The organism is Paenibacillus sp. DCT19, assembly GCF_003268635.1.
Classification (GTDB): Bacteria; Bacillota; Bacilli; order Paenibacillales; family Paenibacillaceae; genus Paenibacillus.
In genome coordinates this window covers 4,739,386-4,754,138 of sequence record NZ_CP029639.1, presented here as the reverse complement: position 1 = coordinate 4,754,138, position 14,753 = coordinate 4,739,386, and the positions used below count along the sequence as shown (strand labels likewise).

14 protein-coding genes are annotated in these 14,753 nt (G+C 43.8%); 7 read left to right on the top strand and 7 right to left on the bottom strand.

Annotation, left to right across the window (positions count from 1 at the left end):
* Nucleotides 1–102 precede the first annotated feature (102 nt).
* Nucleotides 103–2,058 carry an ABC transporter substrate-binding protein gene (locus tag DMB88_RS21785; RefSeq protein ID WP_128103027.1) on the bottom strand — a complete coding sequence of 652 codons (1,956 nt, stop codon included), beginning with the start codon at nt 2,056–2,058 and terminating at the stop codon, nt 103–105.
* 247 nt (nt 2,059–2,305) lie between these two features.
* On the opposite strand from DMB88_RS21785, the gene DMB88_RS21780 reads away from it, so the two are divergent.
* Nucleotides 2,306–3,340 carry an ABC transporter substrate-binding protein gene (locus tag DMB88_RS21780; RefSeq protein WP_128103026.1) on the top strand — a complete coding sequence of 345 codons (1,035 nt, stop codon included), beginning with the start codon at nt 2,306–2,308 and terminating at the stop codon, nt 3,338–3,340.
* A 113-nt stretch (nt 3,341–3,453) separates the two neighbouring features.
* A complete protein-coding gene (locus DMB88_RS21775; protein WP_128103025.1) occupies nt 3,454–5,082 on the top strand; it encodes an AraC family transcriptional regulator in 1,629 nt (542 codons plus the stop codon).
* A 57-nt stretch (nt 5,083–5,139) separates the two neighbouring features.
* Here DMB88_RS21775 and DMB88_RS21770 read toward each other — a convergent pair whose 3' ends face one another.
* Nucleotides 5,140–7,143: a hypothetical protein gene (locus DMB88_RS21770; protein ID WP_128103024.1), complete on the bottom strand. Its 2,004-nt coding sequence runs from the start codon at nt 7,141–7,143 to the stop codon at nt 5,140–5,142.
* Between the two features lie 379 nt (nt 7,144–7,522).
* Between DMB88_RS21770 and DMB88_RS21765 the strand changes: the two genes are divergently transcribed.
* The 4 genes from DMB88_RS21765 (at nt 7,523) to DMB88_RS31470 (ending at nt 10,415) form a co-directional block, all read left to right on the top strand.
* Nucleotides 7,523–8,140, top strand: a complete 618-nt coding sequence (locus tag DMB88_RS21765) for a DUF2975 domain-containing protein (protein WP_128103023.1) — start codon at nt 7,523–7,525, stop codon at nt 8,138–8,140.
* A gap of 18 nt (nt 8,141–8,158) precedes the next feature.
* Nucleotides 8,159–8,389, top strand: a complete 231-nt coding sequence (locus tag DMB88_RS21760) for a helix-turn-helix domain-containing protein (protein WP_128103022.1) — start codon at nt 8,159–8,161, stop codon at nt 8,387–8,389.
* A 471-nt stretch (nt 8,390–8,860) separates the two neighbouring features.
* Nucleotides 8,861–9,550 carry an acetamidase/formamidase family protein gene (locus tag DMB88_RS31475; protein ID WP_254438294.1) on the top strand — a complete coding sequence of 230 codons (690 nt, stop codon included), beginning with the start codon at nt 8,861–8,863 and terminating at the stop codon, nt 9,548–9,550.
* Nucleotides 9,551–9,620: 70 nt separating this feature from the next.
* Nucleotides 9,621–10,415 (top strand): stalk domain-containing protein, encoded by a 795-nt coding sequence (locus DMB88_RS31470; protein WP_254438293.1) that lies wholly within the window; start codon nt 9,621–9,623, stop codon nt 10,413–10,415.
* A gap of 126 nt (nt 10,416–10,541) precedes the next feature.
* Here DMB88_RS31470 and DMB88_RS30315 read toward each other — a convergent pair whose 3' ends face one another.
* The 3 genes from DMB88_RS30315 to DMB88_RS21750 form a co-directional block, all read right to left on the bottom strand.
* Entirely contained in the window at nt 10,542–10,700 is a 159-nt protein-coding gene (locus DMB88_RS30315; RefSeq protein ID WP_164848758.1) for a hypothetical protein, read from the bottom strand.
* A complete protein-coding gene (locus DMB88_RS31800; RefSeq protein ID WP_260865960.1) occupies nt 10,675–10,809 on the bottom strand; it encodes a hypothetical protein in 135 nt (44 codons plus the stop codon). Before DMB88_RS31800 ends, DMB88_RS30315 begins: the two co-directional genes overlap by 26 nt.
* A gap of 96 nt (nt 10,810–10,905) precedes the next feature.
* Nucleotides 10,906–11,484, bottom strand: coding sequence for a TetR/AcrR family transcriptional regulator (locus tag DMB88_RS21750; RefSeq protein ID WP_128103021.1), 579 nt, complete (start codon nt 11,482–11,484; stop codon nt 10,906–10,908).
* Between the two features lie 138 nt (nt 11,485–11,622).
* Between DMB88_RS21750 and DMB88_RS21745 the strand changes: the two genes are divergently transcribed.
* Entirely contained in the window at nt 11,623–12,525 is a 903-nt protein-coding gene (locus DMB88_RS21745) for a CPBP family intramembrane glutamic endopeptidase (RefSeq protein ID WP_254438292.1), read from the top strand.
* A 249-nt stretch (nt 12,526–12,774) separates the two neighbouring features.
* Here the strand turns inward: DMB88_RS21745 and DMB88_RS21740 are convergent, their stop codons facing one another.
* Both DMB88_RS21740 and DMB88_RS21735 read right to left on the bottom strand, forming a co-directional pair.
* On the bottom strand, nt 12,775–13,611 hold the full coding sequence (locus tag DMB88_RS21740) for a sulfurtransferase (protein WP_128103020.1): 837 nt from the start codon (nt 13,609–13,611) through the stop codon (nt 12,775–12,777).
* Between the two features lie 77 nt (nt 13,612–13,688).
* Nucleotides 13,689–14,633 carry a DMT family transporter gene (locus tag DMB88_RS21735; RefSeq protein ID WP_128103019.1) on the bottom strand — a complete coding sequence of 315 codons (945 nt, stop codon included), beginning with the start codon at nt 14,631–14,633 and terminating at the stop codon, nt 13,689–13,691.
* Nucleotides 14,634–14,753: the final 120 nt, after the last annotated feature.

Here is a 14,753-nt window from a genome sequence, read left to right as displayed (position 1 = left end):
CATGCTTATAAATTATAAATCTGACCATAACAAAAGCCCGCGGTGTCCGCGGGCTCTTGAGTATACTGCGAGAAATGTCCCTTCTCGACTACTAACTTTTAATCACTTCGTAAGGCTATTAACCACAAATTCAAGTTGGGCTTCTAGCGAGATCGGGTCGCTAAACACGAAGCCACGACTATCCTCAACATAAACGTGATTATTCTGAACAGCAGGGAGGTTATCCCAGATATTCCCCTCAAATATAGAAGAGGCCTTTTCATCGCCTGTCCAGCCACTAATAAAGATATAATCCCCTGCGTATTGAGGTAACAGTTCAAGAGATAGCTTAGCCCAGCCTTTACCGCTATCAATGGCTTCTTTCTGAATGATTGGCGGTGCCTTCAGATCGAACTCACCATAAATGATGTCTCCACCTCGGCCAAAACTGCCGTAAGCATAAAATTCCTTCGCACTTCCCGAATCAAAAATGGAAACCGTGCTGTCACCTACCACTTGCTTCACGAGTGGCTTGTATTCATTGATCTTTGCATCCCATTCTGCAATCCAAGCTTTCGCTTGCTCTTCTCTACCAGTCATCTGGCCAAAATCCATGAGTTGCTCCCGAAGAGGCTTACCGTACTCAACTGCGACAGTTGGAGCAATTTTAGACAGCTTTTCAATCGTTTCAGGATCATTCCAGACAATAATTAAATCGGGCTGCAGCTCCATAATTTGCTCATAGGGCACATCATTTCCAATGTTGACCACGTTGTCCAACTTGCCTTCTGTGTAGTTGTTAAAAGACTCATCGCCAGCACCTACCGGCTTAAGACCAAGGGCTAATAGATGCCCGGTGAAAGCTCCTGCCACCATGACGATTCTTTGAGGGTTTTTGGGAATCTGCACCTCGCCGTTAATAGCAGAGTATGTTATCAATTCTGGGCTGCCCGTTGCTGTTCCCGCTGCTGTATTGGTTGTGTTGCTTACTGTTGGGGCTGCGCTGCCTGCACCTCCATTCGTGGTTGCTGGTCTGGAGCATGCACTAACGAGAAGAGTTAGACATAGCAGTAAGGCGATTCCTATCGGTAGCTTGCTTCTATACATCTGTAAATCCCCTTTTTCGCTATATTGATAATGATTATCATCTTTGTTATCAATATAACGACGCAATTTGCGTGCGGCAATGGACGATCCAAGCTTAACCGTAGGATGATCCGTTCTTTTTTCTACAGACATAGACTCATGCTTGAACTGTTTCGGTGTTACTCCGGTAGACTTTTTAAAAATTCTGATGAAGTAAGATACGTCTGCATATCCGATACTTGTTGCAATCTCTTGTAGAGATAGATCCGTCTGTTGTAATAAATTTTTTGCTTTGTCCATTCGAATGTTTATTAAATAATCGATGATGCTTGTACCGATTTCGCGCTTGAAGGATTTGGACAGATAAGGAGCGCTATAATGAAACGTACGTGCAAGAGATTCCAGGGTGATTGGTTCTGCATAGTTTGCCTGCATGTAGTGAATAAGCTGAGAAGTTAAGTTAGGTCTGATTAGGTTGACCTGCTGCTGATTCATTTGTCGAAACAGTTCATATACAAATTGATAGAATAGAGTTTTGACATGTAACCGTTCCAAACGTTCCGATACAAGCCACTCGCTCAGCATCCGTTCAGATAGTTCATAGAGAATGGCAGGATGGAGGGGAACAAAACCATATTGCATACGAAACGGCAAGTGTTGATCGATATGGCGAAGTGCACGCTGCCCAGCAGAAGCTGGGATGGAAGCTTTGTAGAAGATCAGATAATATTGAAAGATTTCATCCGTGAGGATGATATCAAGCTTGGTACCTTTGCCCCCATGAAGCATATAATAAGGCTTGGTTGCATGTTCGTTTCCATCTAAAATAACAGTCGCATTCCCCTGCGTTGTATAGAGAAAGGCATTGGCAGGTAATAGGTAAGATGGGATGTACTCGCCCGCTTGAACTACAATATGTCGTACATCCATAACATTGATCGCCGCACAGTTCCAGATTAGCAAGTGCTCTTGTATATTCAGGATTGATTTCAATGAGGAGTTTCTTCCTTTCAAGAGCTGCTGAGGCCAGCCTTTGATGTGATTGAGTTATTATAATCATGTTATAGCCTATTGTGAAGATAGCAGATTCAAATCTTGTTTAACGGAGAACACTTAATCTCTCAATGATCTAAGAAAAATCGCCGAATTCTCCATGTGCAAAGAAGAGGGCTGTCCGGTATTCTAGTCTAAGTGATATTGATTCTCATTACTGAATACTGCATAGCGAGGAGATCCATTAATGAAACGAAAAGGGTTGCATAGCATGATGTCTGCAGCAATCGTATTGCTGTTGATCTTAATTATGGCGGGGTGTGGAACGCAAGCCGATAGTGGTTCATCCACTGGAAGCCAGACGGCTTCGTCGTCAACGGACACAGGAACGACAACGCAGGAAGAAGTGGCATCCAATGATGCTGCACAAACGAAAACTTTTACAGATCCTACGGGAACCAAAGAGATTCCTGTGCAAGCACAGCGTATTTTCTCAATCAGTGCAACGACGCAATTACTTGCCCTTGGTATTACGCCAGTAGGTGGACTCCAGTATGAGATTGATCAGGATTATTATCTCAAAAATGCAGCTAGCAAAGTTGAAATCGCTGGTGACTATCCACCTAATATGGAAGCTGTGACAGCACTTGCGCCAGATCTGATCATCGCGTCCTCCTTTGTCGAAGCGGATGTGCTTGAACAATTGGAGAAGATTGCTCCGACGGTGGTCTATCCATGGGAAGACAATCTGTACGATCAACTGAGATATATCGGTGATATCGTTGGCAAAAAGTCAGAAGCAGAAGAATGGATTACGAAGCATGAGGCGAAGGTAGAAGAACGCAAAGCGGAAATGAGCAGCCTTGTTGGAGCAGACCAGACAGTAGCGGCTGTCGAAATTTTCAAAGATTCTTTCCAAGTCGCAGGTAATCGCAATATGGGCTTTGTATTGCATGAACTGCTCGGATTGAAACGCATGCCATGGGTTCAGGAAGAGGTTGATAAAAGTGATGGATTCCTCGTGTATACCGAGCCGCAATCACTGGAGAAATTGCCTGAGCTTACTGCAGATTACTTGATCATTAAGGTGAATGATACCCAACCAGGCTCAACGGAATTTTATGAGAAAATGAAGGAGTCCAAGCTGTGGCAGAACCTGCCTGCGGTCAAAAACGGCAACGTATTTATCGTACCGCATGACAAATGGTGGTCTTATACGTTATTTTCCACCGATGCGCTGCTGGACGAAGCAGTGGAATTGTTTAAACAACATAAACAATAAGGAAGAACTAGTGTACAAGCTCCCTATATATAGGGGGCTTTTCTGCATGTCTAAATTATCGTACAATGAGTTGTAGATGAGAATCATTTTCATTTGGAGGAAGGTGAACAACTGTGGATTGGCAGAACTTTGATTTACCTTTGGATCATGTACGTTTGCGGTGGAACGGGCTCGAAGTGTATACGTTTCATTCGGATATAGAACATCGGGTGTTCACTTCGGGCAATTATGCATTGTGGGTGATGAATGAGGGCGAAGGTATTGCCGTTGTGGACGGACAACGCTTCCCAATTGTTCCTTGCAGTAGTATTCTGGTTCTTCCTGGAACGGTCATAGAGTGGGAACAACAGCCTGGGCAGATCGTGCATGCGCATAAATTGGAATTTAGTGCAGATTGGGATGGAGAGACCGAGGAGCATCCATTAACAATAATCGGGAATCGATTGGTTTCCATACAGCCTTTGGCTAATCTGATGGAACTCCTGGATCAGATTGCAGAGCTAAGGATGACAGACATAGGCATGAGCCGCTTTAGGCGGGGAATTTTGCTTCAGGAGGCACTTTTTCAATTTGCAGTTAAGGCGTGTGCGGATCAACCTGCCAATACGAAGGAAGCTGTGCTTCGAACCATTACTCATATCGAGGAAAATTACCAGCAACATTGGAAGGTGGGAGAGCTGGCTGCCATGGCCTGTGTTGGCACAAGGCAGTATAGCCATATTTTCAGACAGATCACAGGAACAAGTCCGATGGATTATTTGCATCGCGTGCGAGTCGATCATGCGAAGCGTTTGCTTCGTTCACCAAGCCGGGATATGCACGCGATTGCCACACAGGTTGGCTTCAAGGACGAGTTTTATTTCAGCCGCAGGTTCAAGCAGCAAGAAGGAGTATCTCCCAGTATGTATATGAAGCAACGCGAGCCGCGTGTAATCGGTCTGCTATTCACTTCTCACTTGCTTGCACTCGGTATGACGCCCATCGGAGCACCTGATTATCATTTGTATCGTAATGAGTATGTTCGTCCGTATTTGCCTGAAATCAGACCATTTGAATGGGAACCGTACGATCTCGAGGCCATTCGTGGTATGGAGCCTGATCTTATTCTGGGATATGAGCATATGACGACGGGAGAATACGAGCAGTTTTCCAAGATTGCTGAAGTGGTTCGCATCCCCTGGCAATCTCAGGATGTATACCAACAGTTGGACAGCGTCTCTGCTGTGGTGAACAAGCGCAGCAGAAGCAGAGAGTGGATGGAACAGCATCAGCTTAGAGTTGCCCAAACCAAAGAGCGACTTGCTTCCATTATTGGATTACAAGATACGTATGCGGCACTGGTGATCGATGACACAGGCTTTCGTGTGGCAGGTAACCGGAACATGGGGCATGTACTACATCGCTCCCTTCAGTTGACCCCTCATCCACTCGTGCAGCAATTCATTAACAACTATAACGGTCATAATGCCTTCTCGGACAAGCTACCCTTCGAAGAGCTTCGCAATTATGATGCGGATCGACTGTTTGTCATGGTGAATGGGCAAAATCCGTATGCCGAAGCCGCTTTCCGTAAGCTGTGTCGCTCAGAAGTGTGGGGCAACTTAAATGTTGTTCGTAAAGGAAACGTACACACCGTATCCTACGATAAATGGTGGATGTACACACCGCTGGCGGTCGATGGACAATTGGACGAGATCGTTAAGTTGGTGGAGAGCGGGGAATCAGAATTCATTTCATCGTAAGTTTTATAAAAAAAGCCCGAGTCCTTATTAGGAATCGGGCTTGGAGCAATTCATGGTTTATCGTGAAATATAATAAGCGCCGTTCAAATTCGTGTTACTCTCGAATACCAGCACGTTACCCTCCACCTCGTACCAGCGTACCATTTGTCCTCCAGTTTTGGTTGCATTCGGCGTACCATAGACGGCAATGACATGTTTCAGTTTATTGATATCGAAGATAATATTTCGCAAGGTACGGCCACCCGCATTGTGAATAGAAGCAACATTTACGAGTGAGCCATCTTTGAAGATGAGATTAGTTCCATCATAATAATATCTGTTGGCTTCCGACAACGGCCTTGCGGCAGGTTTACCGTTTTCCATTGTATAATAATTTCCTGAATGATTTTCGATGGCCTCATACAGATCAGGGCGAGCGATCACATCTGCTTCTTTCAGATCTTTGGAGAAAACATGGAGCACTTTGTATTCGTAGCCTTTACCTAAAAGGGAATTCAAGAAACCTCCAGCCATGCCTAATTTTTCGTTCAGTGTCTCCAACGGAACGAAGGTCTGCCCAGCCCAGGTTAATACCGTTTTATCGGTTTTGGAGACGGTCATTTTGTAATTACCACGATTGATCATAAGTCCACTGGAAGTTTTGGACACTGTAGCATCCGCTGCCTTTGCAAAATCGTTCACTTCTACGTACCATCGGTTGTCCTTGGTCAGGAAGGGGCCTTGGCCGGCATAACGCATCGGTTTGCCGTTTACGAGCATTTGTGGTGGAGCCTGTATGGAGATCAGCTTCGATTGGTCACCCGTGTAGCCACCTGTATCGGTTTGTACCAATTGGGAGTTTTCCATATTACGGGTGACAATTCCTGTTGGCACATGCAGGTAGTAATCTTTCTTTTCGGCTTGGAATAAAAGAATTGAATCGCCAACTTCCCTATACACTGAAAAGCCGGTATCCGGAATTTCGGATACAACTTTTGCCGTTTTTGTATCGATGATTCTTATCGTTTTTTCTTTGGCTGTTTGCTGATGAATCAGAACGTAACGTTCGTACTTAGAGAATCGTATGGAACTTGAAGCATCTACGCGAGATAATGGCTTGATTGCTGCACTTGTAGAAGTTCGATAACCTACCATGGTATTTTCGCCTTTTGGATTTTTATACAGGACATAGGTTAATGAACCGATTTTATTTTCATAAAAAACATTGTTTGGCAGTGCGGCGGGAATCTTGCTTTTTGTTCGGGTTCCGTCTGAATTCAAAATGAATGTTTCTACCGAGAAATGATTATTTCCATATGTATGATAATTGCCGATTTTGGCGAGAACTTTTGGATCATTGGATATCTTTTTGTACTCGGTGTACCTTAAGGTTTGGCCAATTACCTGTGGATATCCAGCAATACGCGCCAGCAGTTTGTTACTGAGCAGTGAATAGACTCGGGTATTTCGTTCTTCATAGTTTATTTCTCCGTTATCTTCTTGCAAGGTATATCCTCCAAAGTCATAATACATTTGAAACGGAGGTCGGCTTTTCCCGAACGTTTGTACCTGATTCAACACGCTTAGAAGATTGCGTTCGAGATCATATTTATAGATAACATGATTGCTTACTGACTTCTTTTCACCTTTTGCATCTGGTAATTTGTCTGTCGTTGAATCACAATAAATCGTAAAAGCTAGTGGACCTTTCTCTGTGTTCATCACTTGTGTGCCAAAGCCCCAACCGCAGCCTGGATAAAATGTTTGCTTCAGCGCTGGATCATCTTTTTTGCGTGCACTCTCTAAGGATTGCGCATCTTTCGATACAGCCCGTGCCTGCTTAGGAAATTCATGAAGTTCAGTCTCCACACGACCGTCATCAAAATAAAACTTCGTTACACGAACCTGAGGTATAACTCTGGATGCTTCCTCCTCATACTTGAATTCAAATTCGAATTCGGATTTAAACCGCTCTTGTGCTGCTTCTGCTCTTCCACCTGTAATCGGTAGCAACCCACTAAACAAAATCATAGCTGCTACAGTTAAAAACCATGTGGTAAAGCGCCTACTACTCTTTCTCATACTCTCTCTCCCTAAAATAGTATATTATTCTTTAACTTATCCATTATAAGAGAATTAGGGGATAATACCAATCATCTACATCGTATTATAATTCGAATCTAGTTTGAATCTCAGGATGACGGCAGAATGAATTTACAATCGATGTGATTTAAAACCAATCTGAACTCCTCATTCAGCTCACAAAACCATCGGTCAATACAGTGAAGAGACTCTAGCTTCCTGCTTGTCTGTGCGAAGTTGTGCGAGCAGATCGCTCATCATCAAGAAGTTTGAAGTAGTTTTTCGTTAATAGTTTAATGTTTATCATTAAATTTATATTGTTTTTCGTGAATTTATGATTTAGTATATATTGTAAGCTCACATGGAAAGGAGATTGTTCATGAACGGAATTGAATTTAGAGCCAAGCCTGGCCTCAAAAGAATGCACGTCGCACTTATGATCGGATATTGGGGAGGAATTGCGCTACTCGTTGCGTTAGTCTGTTATAAACTATGGATCGGATTAAAGCCTCAGGAGTTATTCACTGCAGAGAAGGGAGTTGCGCACTGGTTTTTTTCAGTACCATTATCGGATACTGTGACGAATAGTGTCATGGTGCCTTTCACTTATTTTCAACCGATCAATCCTGATATGTTCGATGCCAAGACGGCTTATCTGGTCGTCACTTTGACCAACACTATGCTTATTTTCCTTACTTACATCTACTCGATTGGCCAGATTCGCTATATAATAGGTAGCATACTTAGCGGAAGCAGCCCGTTTAGCCTGGCGAATGCCACTCGTCTAAGAAGGCTGGGAGTTGCCGTTATCCTGTATTCTTTGCTGGCGAAGCTGCTTCTCAACATTTTGATCTGCCTGTTCGTAACTCGTATCTTCTCCATTAATCTGGGCAGTATCTCTTTAATCGGAATTATCATCGGCATACTCGTGCTGTTCGTCTCCGAGATTTTCAAATATGGCGCTCTTCTGCAGGAAGAGCATGATTCGACTTTATGAGAATGGAGACTGATGACAGTGCCGATTATTATACGTCTCGACCGAGTTCTGGCCGACAAAAAAATGAAATTGAATGACCTGGCTGATAAGGTAGGGATCTCCAATGTCAATCTGTCCAATCTGAAAACGGGGAAAGTGAAGGCGATCCGCTTCTCTACCTTGGAAGCAATCTGCGAAATCTTAGACTGTCAGCCTGGAGACATTCTGGAATTTATTCCAGGCGACAACGACAACAGTGAAGTGGAATGAGAGTGAAAATTTACTTTTTAATTGTTTCGGAGTATCTCAGAGCACTATGTACCGAGAGGGACACCACCCAAGCCGAACACAAAGAACCTGCGCAGAGCGCGGGTTCTTTGACGTTATTCATGCCTGCAGCCAACGCATTCCCCTCATAACTAATTCAGTCACTCGGCCTCCGGAATACACCTTCATATTCGTATATCCTCCTTCTTCCAGTGCAATCACGTTCGGGTAGGTAATTATGCCTTCAACCAAATCTCCAAAGGAGTATCCTCAAGTTTGCTAGATGTATTTAAATTTTATATGTCTTAGATATGAAAAGTATAATGACATTCCATTTATTTGTATAAGTTGCTATTGATATATAGTTAATTTATGTAAAGTTTACTCACATAAGTGCATTGTTGTAAATATATTTATATGTTAGTGTGTATTTAAGTGTTAGGTAATATTACATAATGTGATGGAGGAGATGTAATGTTTATTAACCGAACGATTAGGAAATTAGGGGTTTCAGTTGGGATTGTAAGTATGTTTACATTTGCTCTACCTTCAGTGGGTTTTAGTATGCCGCTGCAACCAACAACCATCGATAAGGTAGAAGGCGATTATTATGTAACGTCTGCGATTGAGAACATTCGCTGGGGATCACTGCCTAATCGAGATAGCTCTCCTATTCTTACTGTACCATCAGGAAGTGCTGTAACATTTGATACGGTATCGCATGAGGGACTGATCGAGGATCAAGGGAGAAATCCAGTGGAGTACTTCGGCAAATATGGTATCTCGCCCGATGGCGTATTGGATGATGCAAAGGCAATTGCGGCTTCGGAGATTGAGCATGATTATGTAAAAGACGGACCTCATATTATCACTGGGCCCGTAGCGGTTGAGGGAGCGATGCCTGGAGATGTTCTTAAAGTGGAAGTCCTTTCGTTGCAAACGCGAGTTCCATATGGTGTCATTTCTAACCGCCATGGTAAAGGTGCCCTTCCTGGCGAATTTCCAGAAAATACAGGCCCACAAGAGGGGCTAGCGCAACGAAACCGGAATTATATAATAATGTATCTATATTTACGCCGATTGAAGAAATCAACGGCAATTGGTATGGTTTATTACCAACAAAAGCTGGCAAGAATGTACGTTTCCCAATTAACCCGTTTCTAGGTGTTATGGGGTTGCACCAAATACCAGTGAAGTTGTGAGTTCTATCCCACCTATTGAAACAGGAGGGAATATGGATATTAATGAGTTAGGTGTCGGTTCAACTATTTATTATCCGATTCAAGTTAAAGGTGGGCTATTCTATACTGGAGATCCACACTTTGCTCAAGGAGATGGAGAAGTCGCATTAACTGCATTGGAAGCCTCCTTAAGAGGGACAGTTCGGTTAACGGTGTTAAAGAAAGGTGATCCGTCGATACCGCATCGTGGAGAATTCACGCAACCCTTTGCTGAAACAGAGGATTATTGGATTCCCATTGGCTTGGATCCTGATCTGGATGAAGCAATGAAAGAATCCGTACGTGAATCGATTCAATTCTTATCCGATAAGCTTGATATGGATCGAAGTGTAGCTTATGCGTATCTATCGGCCGCAACGGATTATGAAGTATCTCAGGTTGTAGACCGAACGAAAGGGGTTCATGGACTCATTCGAAAGACCGATTTCCTTGAATATGTTGACGTTATAATGAATGTAGGCGGTACGTCAATCAAGCCGGTTGTTCATAACGATGAGTTCTACGTACCGATTCGAACCATTTCGGAGCTATTGGGTGGTACAGTAGAATGGGATCATAAGACGCGTACAACGCAAATCCAATTAGGCACGAAAAATATAAGTGCTCAAATTGGTTCAGATGTGTATTCAATTAACGATAAACTAGTGTTCAATAGTAAGGTACCTAAGCTTTTAAATGGCGAAACTGTAGTTCCGGTTTCAGTTATTAATGAAATACTAGGTGCTTATGTAAACTGGACGACGATCGACAAGACGTTAACAGCCAATGTATCGTTAAGCACAAAGTAATAATCGATTTCATTATTCAACCGTGGTGGACAGATGTCCATCACGGTTTTTTTGTTATCATGATCCCTACAAGCTGCCTCCTGATGTCTACTTTTGTATGCTTTGTAGCCATATACAACGATGTGTCTACGAAGGGTGAATGGGTCGATCTGCCGTTGAATCAAATGCCAGTTGGATATTGTTGTTGACTCCGAACATAGAAAAATACATCGCCGAGGCAGATAAGTCACCTGGCGATGTATTCAACATCAATACACTGTTATGCGTCTTTATTCGCTTCGGCATTACCTGTCGCCACCGCATTCTCCTCATAACTAATCCAGTCGCTCCAGCTGTAGATTGGTTTCTGCAATTGGTTACACAGCAGGCAGCTCTGGACCCAAGAAAATATCAATCCATGCACACCTTAATATGCACAGGCACGGAAAGCGTATTCTGCTTGACTCTGGCCAGCAGACGTAACTCCCCGATTTATACGTCAATCTTCCCTTTAACGTATGATCCAATTAATGTAGTCTTGTATCATTTCTTTGCTTCGTGTTCGATTTATCTTATCCGGCTCTAGATACAAATTGAGAGCCATTCCATTCATGAAGGCATACAATTTTTCTTGTTCTTTCTCTTCATCGGTTGTGCTCAAAAGACCTTCATTTTTCAAGTATATAATGCAATTCTTGATTGCGTTTTGGAGGTCTTCATAATTGGTATCGAACCCTTTTTGCGTTTTTCCATAGGCTGCAAATGCAAACCAAACCTCCATTTCCAATAATGTTTGTTCATCAGTCGGGACTAGCTCAAGCAAGTATTCAACAATTCTTTCTTGAGGCGCCAGTTCTCTTGCATTTAGATTTCTTAACCGAATAAGAACCTTTTCCTTAACTAACTCCATCGCAAACGCTAATAGGCTCTCTTGTTTTGAAAAGTAGTGTCTTAAGGCTCCTTGAGATAATCCGGCCTCCTTCGCAATCGTTCTTGAGGTTGCCTGATGAATGCCTTTCTCGCTAATGATTTTCCAAGTTGCTTCAGCGATAATATTTTTCATTTTCTCATGGTCTACGATTTTTGGCATACACACAGAATATCATATTATTTAACTCAAGTGAATTAAATAGACGATTAAGATGGAATGTGCTAAAGTTTATTTAACTCAACTGAATTAAAAAAAATGGGGCAAATGCCGCATGCAACTCAAAGGAGAGCAAAGGGAATGAACCAGCAATTCAAAGTAATGCTTCCTGCATGGGGAAAGGCAATTGGCTTATTGTGCATGATAATTATGTTTGCTGCTGTACTGTGGTTAGTGTGGACCGGAAACTTTAGTATAAGGTACACGGCCGACCATGAGGGAGTAATTCCAATATGGCATAGTTGGTTGCCGGCATTCCTTGGTATTTTGCTAATCCGTCTGATTCCTTATAAAAGTCAAAATCATACGTCCTTCCAACAAATGGAGAGACCTCACTTGGTTGTTCAATCGATTGTGTTATTAATATCAGGTGTTTTATTTACGGCTGCTCTTGTAATGATAGACCCTCAAGGATTACATTTTGAGCTATATTATTTAGCGTTCAAGTTAGCGACACTGTTGTGCATTCCACTGATTTTCTTGCTAATTTATCGCAAAACGACTGGCGCGCAGCAACAAATTATCTCGGCAAAGCCTCGCTCTCGCAGAAACGTCATTGCACCACTAATCATTATTGTGGTCTGGGGTTATCTAAAGTTCTATTCCCCAATTGCACAACCAGAAGGAGTAATTGAAGCAACTGATTTGACAGAATTATTTCTCTTGGTGTTCATTGGTTTTATGATCAATAGTGTATTGGAGGAAGTTTTCTATCGGGTATGGTTGCAGACTCGATTGGAGGCATTGCTTGGAAGATGGCCTGCCATACTAATGGTTTCAATACTATGGTCCATCTGGCATGTTGCCATTCAAGGTTATGGTCAGTGGGATATTGATGTGGCAACAGTGATTGCAAATCATGGGGTTACGGGTCTGTTTCTTGGTTATTTATGGGTTCGCTATCGTAGAGTGTGGGTGATTATCTTGGTTCACGGACTCATCAATGCATCCCCTCATGTTCTGTTGCAGATTTTATTTCACTGAGGGGAAAGGAAATGGATAAGTCTGCTTTTGCAAAAATGACTTTATCTCTCGCGTATTCCAGGATATTAACAAAGACATTCAAATTGGCTGCCTTCAGCCTAGTAGTATTTATTAGAGTGAATATGGCTTAACCTTCTACATGTTGATCTCCTGTTGACGCTCATGCACTGTAAAAAATACACCGCCCCGGGCATCAGCCTGTATGGCGGTGTATTCGTCTTTGAGATACTGTAGACCCGTGTTCCGTACTTACTCGTCCCCTGTCGCCACCGGATTCCCCTCATAACTAATCCAGTCGCTCCAGCTCCCGGAATACAGCTTCACATTCGAGAATCCCGCTTCTTCCAGCGCAATCATGTTCGGGCAGGCGGAGACACCGGAACCACAATACACGATAATCGCATCATCTTTCCCCAGCTTCACGAACCGTTCCTCCAATGCTTCAACACCAGACCAGCGCCCATCTGCACCAAGCACGTCTTTCCAAAAATAGTTCACGGCCCCCGGAATATGTCCGGCCTTCGCATCAATCGGTTCCTCCAGCCCCGCATAACGGCGGGCATCGCGGGAGTCAATCAGCACGGCGCTGCCGCTGGCTGAAGCGTGCTGCGCCTCCTCTACACTTGCCAGCATCTGTGGCTGCAAGTTCCACTCGAACGAAGATGGGATCTGAACCGGTACATCCGTTGTAACAGGGAATTTGGCATTTTGCCAAGCGGTAAAGCCTTCGTCCATGACATACACCTGTTCATGTCCCATATAACGTAGCAGCCACCATAAACGCGAGGCGTTCATACCGCCTTGATCATCATAAGCGATGATACGGCTATTCGATCCAATACCCGCTTTGGCTAGACGACTTGCGAGTGAAGCCGGGGCAGGCAGTGGGTGACGTCCGCCATGGGCGGATACTGGAGAGGATAGATCATTTTCTAGATCGAGGTAGACTGCACCTGGAATATGACCAGCTTCATACGCCTCTCTTCCGGCATTCGGTTGACCGAGTAGGAAACGGCAATCCGCGATAACAACATCCGGTTCGTACATTCTGGCGAGCAGCCAGCGCATGGATACAATATTTTTCATAACAATACACCGCCTTAAGGAATGAGATTATTAGTAACGCATGAGTTTCATATAGCTATAGCATTGCCCAGCCCATTTTACACAACAGTTGGTTTAGCAGGTGTGTTCCCTACCATGCTGTCTTCAGCAGGAGCAAGTTGTGGCTTCGTTTTGCCATATCGAATGAAGATCCACACCCCGAATAGAATGATTACGCCGGCAGACATCTGTAACGTACTTAGCGATTCGCCAAGCAGCACCCAGGCCAGCAGGGACGAGAATACAGGCTCCCCAAGTACCCCCATGGATACCGTCGTTGCATTCATATATTGAAGCAGCCAGTTGAAGAGATAATGTCCGAAGATTGTTGGCACAATGGCAAGCAACAGGAAGATTCCCCACTCGGATGCTGCATAACCGCCGAAGGCATGACCCTGGATTAGATTGTATACAGCTAGTGTACAGGCAGCGACGAAGAATACCCAGAAATTATAGGAAAAGGCGCTAAGCCCTGAGCGCAAAAACTGACCTAACAGCATGTGCACCGCTACAGCAATGGTGCCGAACAACGAGAGAATATCTCCTTGAAGCGCGGTTCCCGCTAACTGAAAATCTCCTGCGCCAATGGCGATGGAACCGAGGAGTGCGATACCCATTCCGATAATCATCATCCGGTTCACTTTGGCTTTGAACAGCCAGATGGAGCCGGCCAAGATTAGAATCGGTTCGAGTGCTAGAATCACGGTTGAGCTGGCAACACTCGTTAGGCGCAGAGATCCCATCCAGAGCAGGAAGTGAAGTGCAAGCATGACGCCAGATGCGACCAACAATACCCATTGTCTGACGTTGAGACGTAACATTTCATGTCTGTACTTCCAGATAAACGGAAGCATCAGCAGGTTAGTAAGGAATAGACGATACATGGCTATTACCGCAACATCTGCGGAAGACCAGCGTACAAAGATAGAAGAAAAAGAGATGGCAATAATACCGACAAAGAATAACAGATAGATCGATCTGCCGGTATGTTTAAAGCTTGTCATGGGTGTAGCTCCTTCTTGAAGTCAAATGGCGTAAATGAATTCATTATACAGGAGAATGATTCCGCAGGAAATGCATCATGTGAAAATAGATAAGTAGATTGTAACCGAGCTTGTAACTAT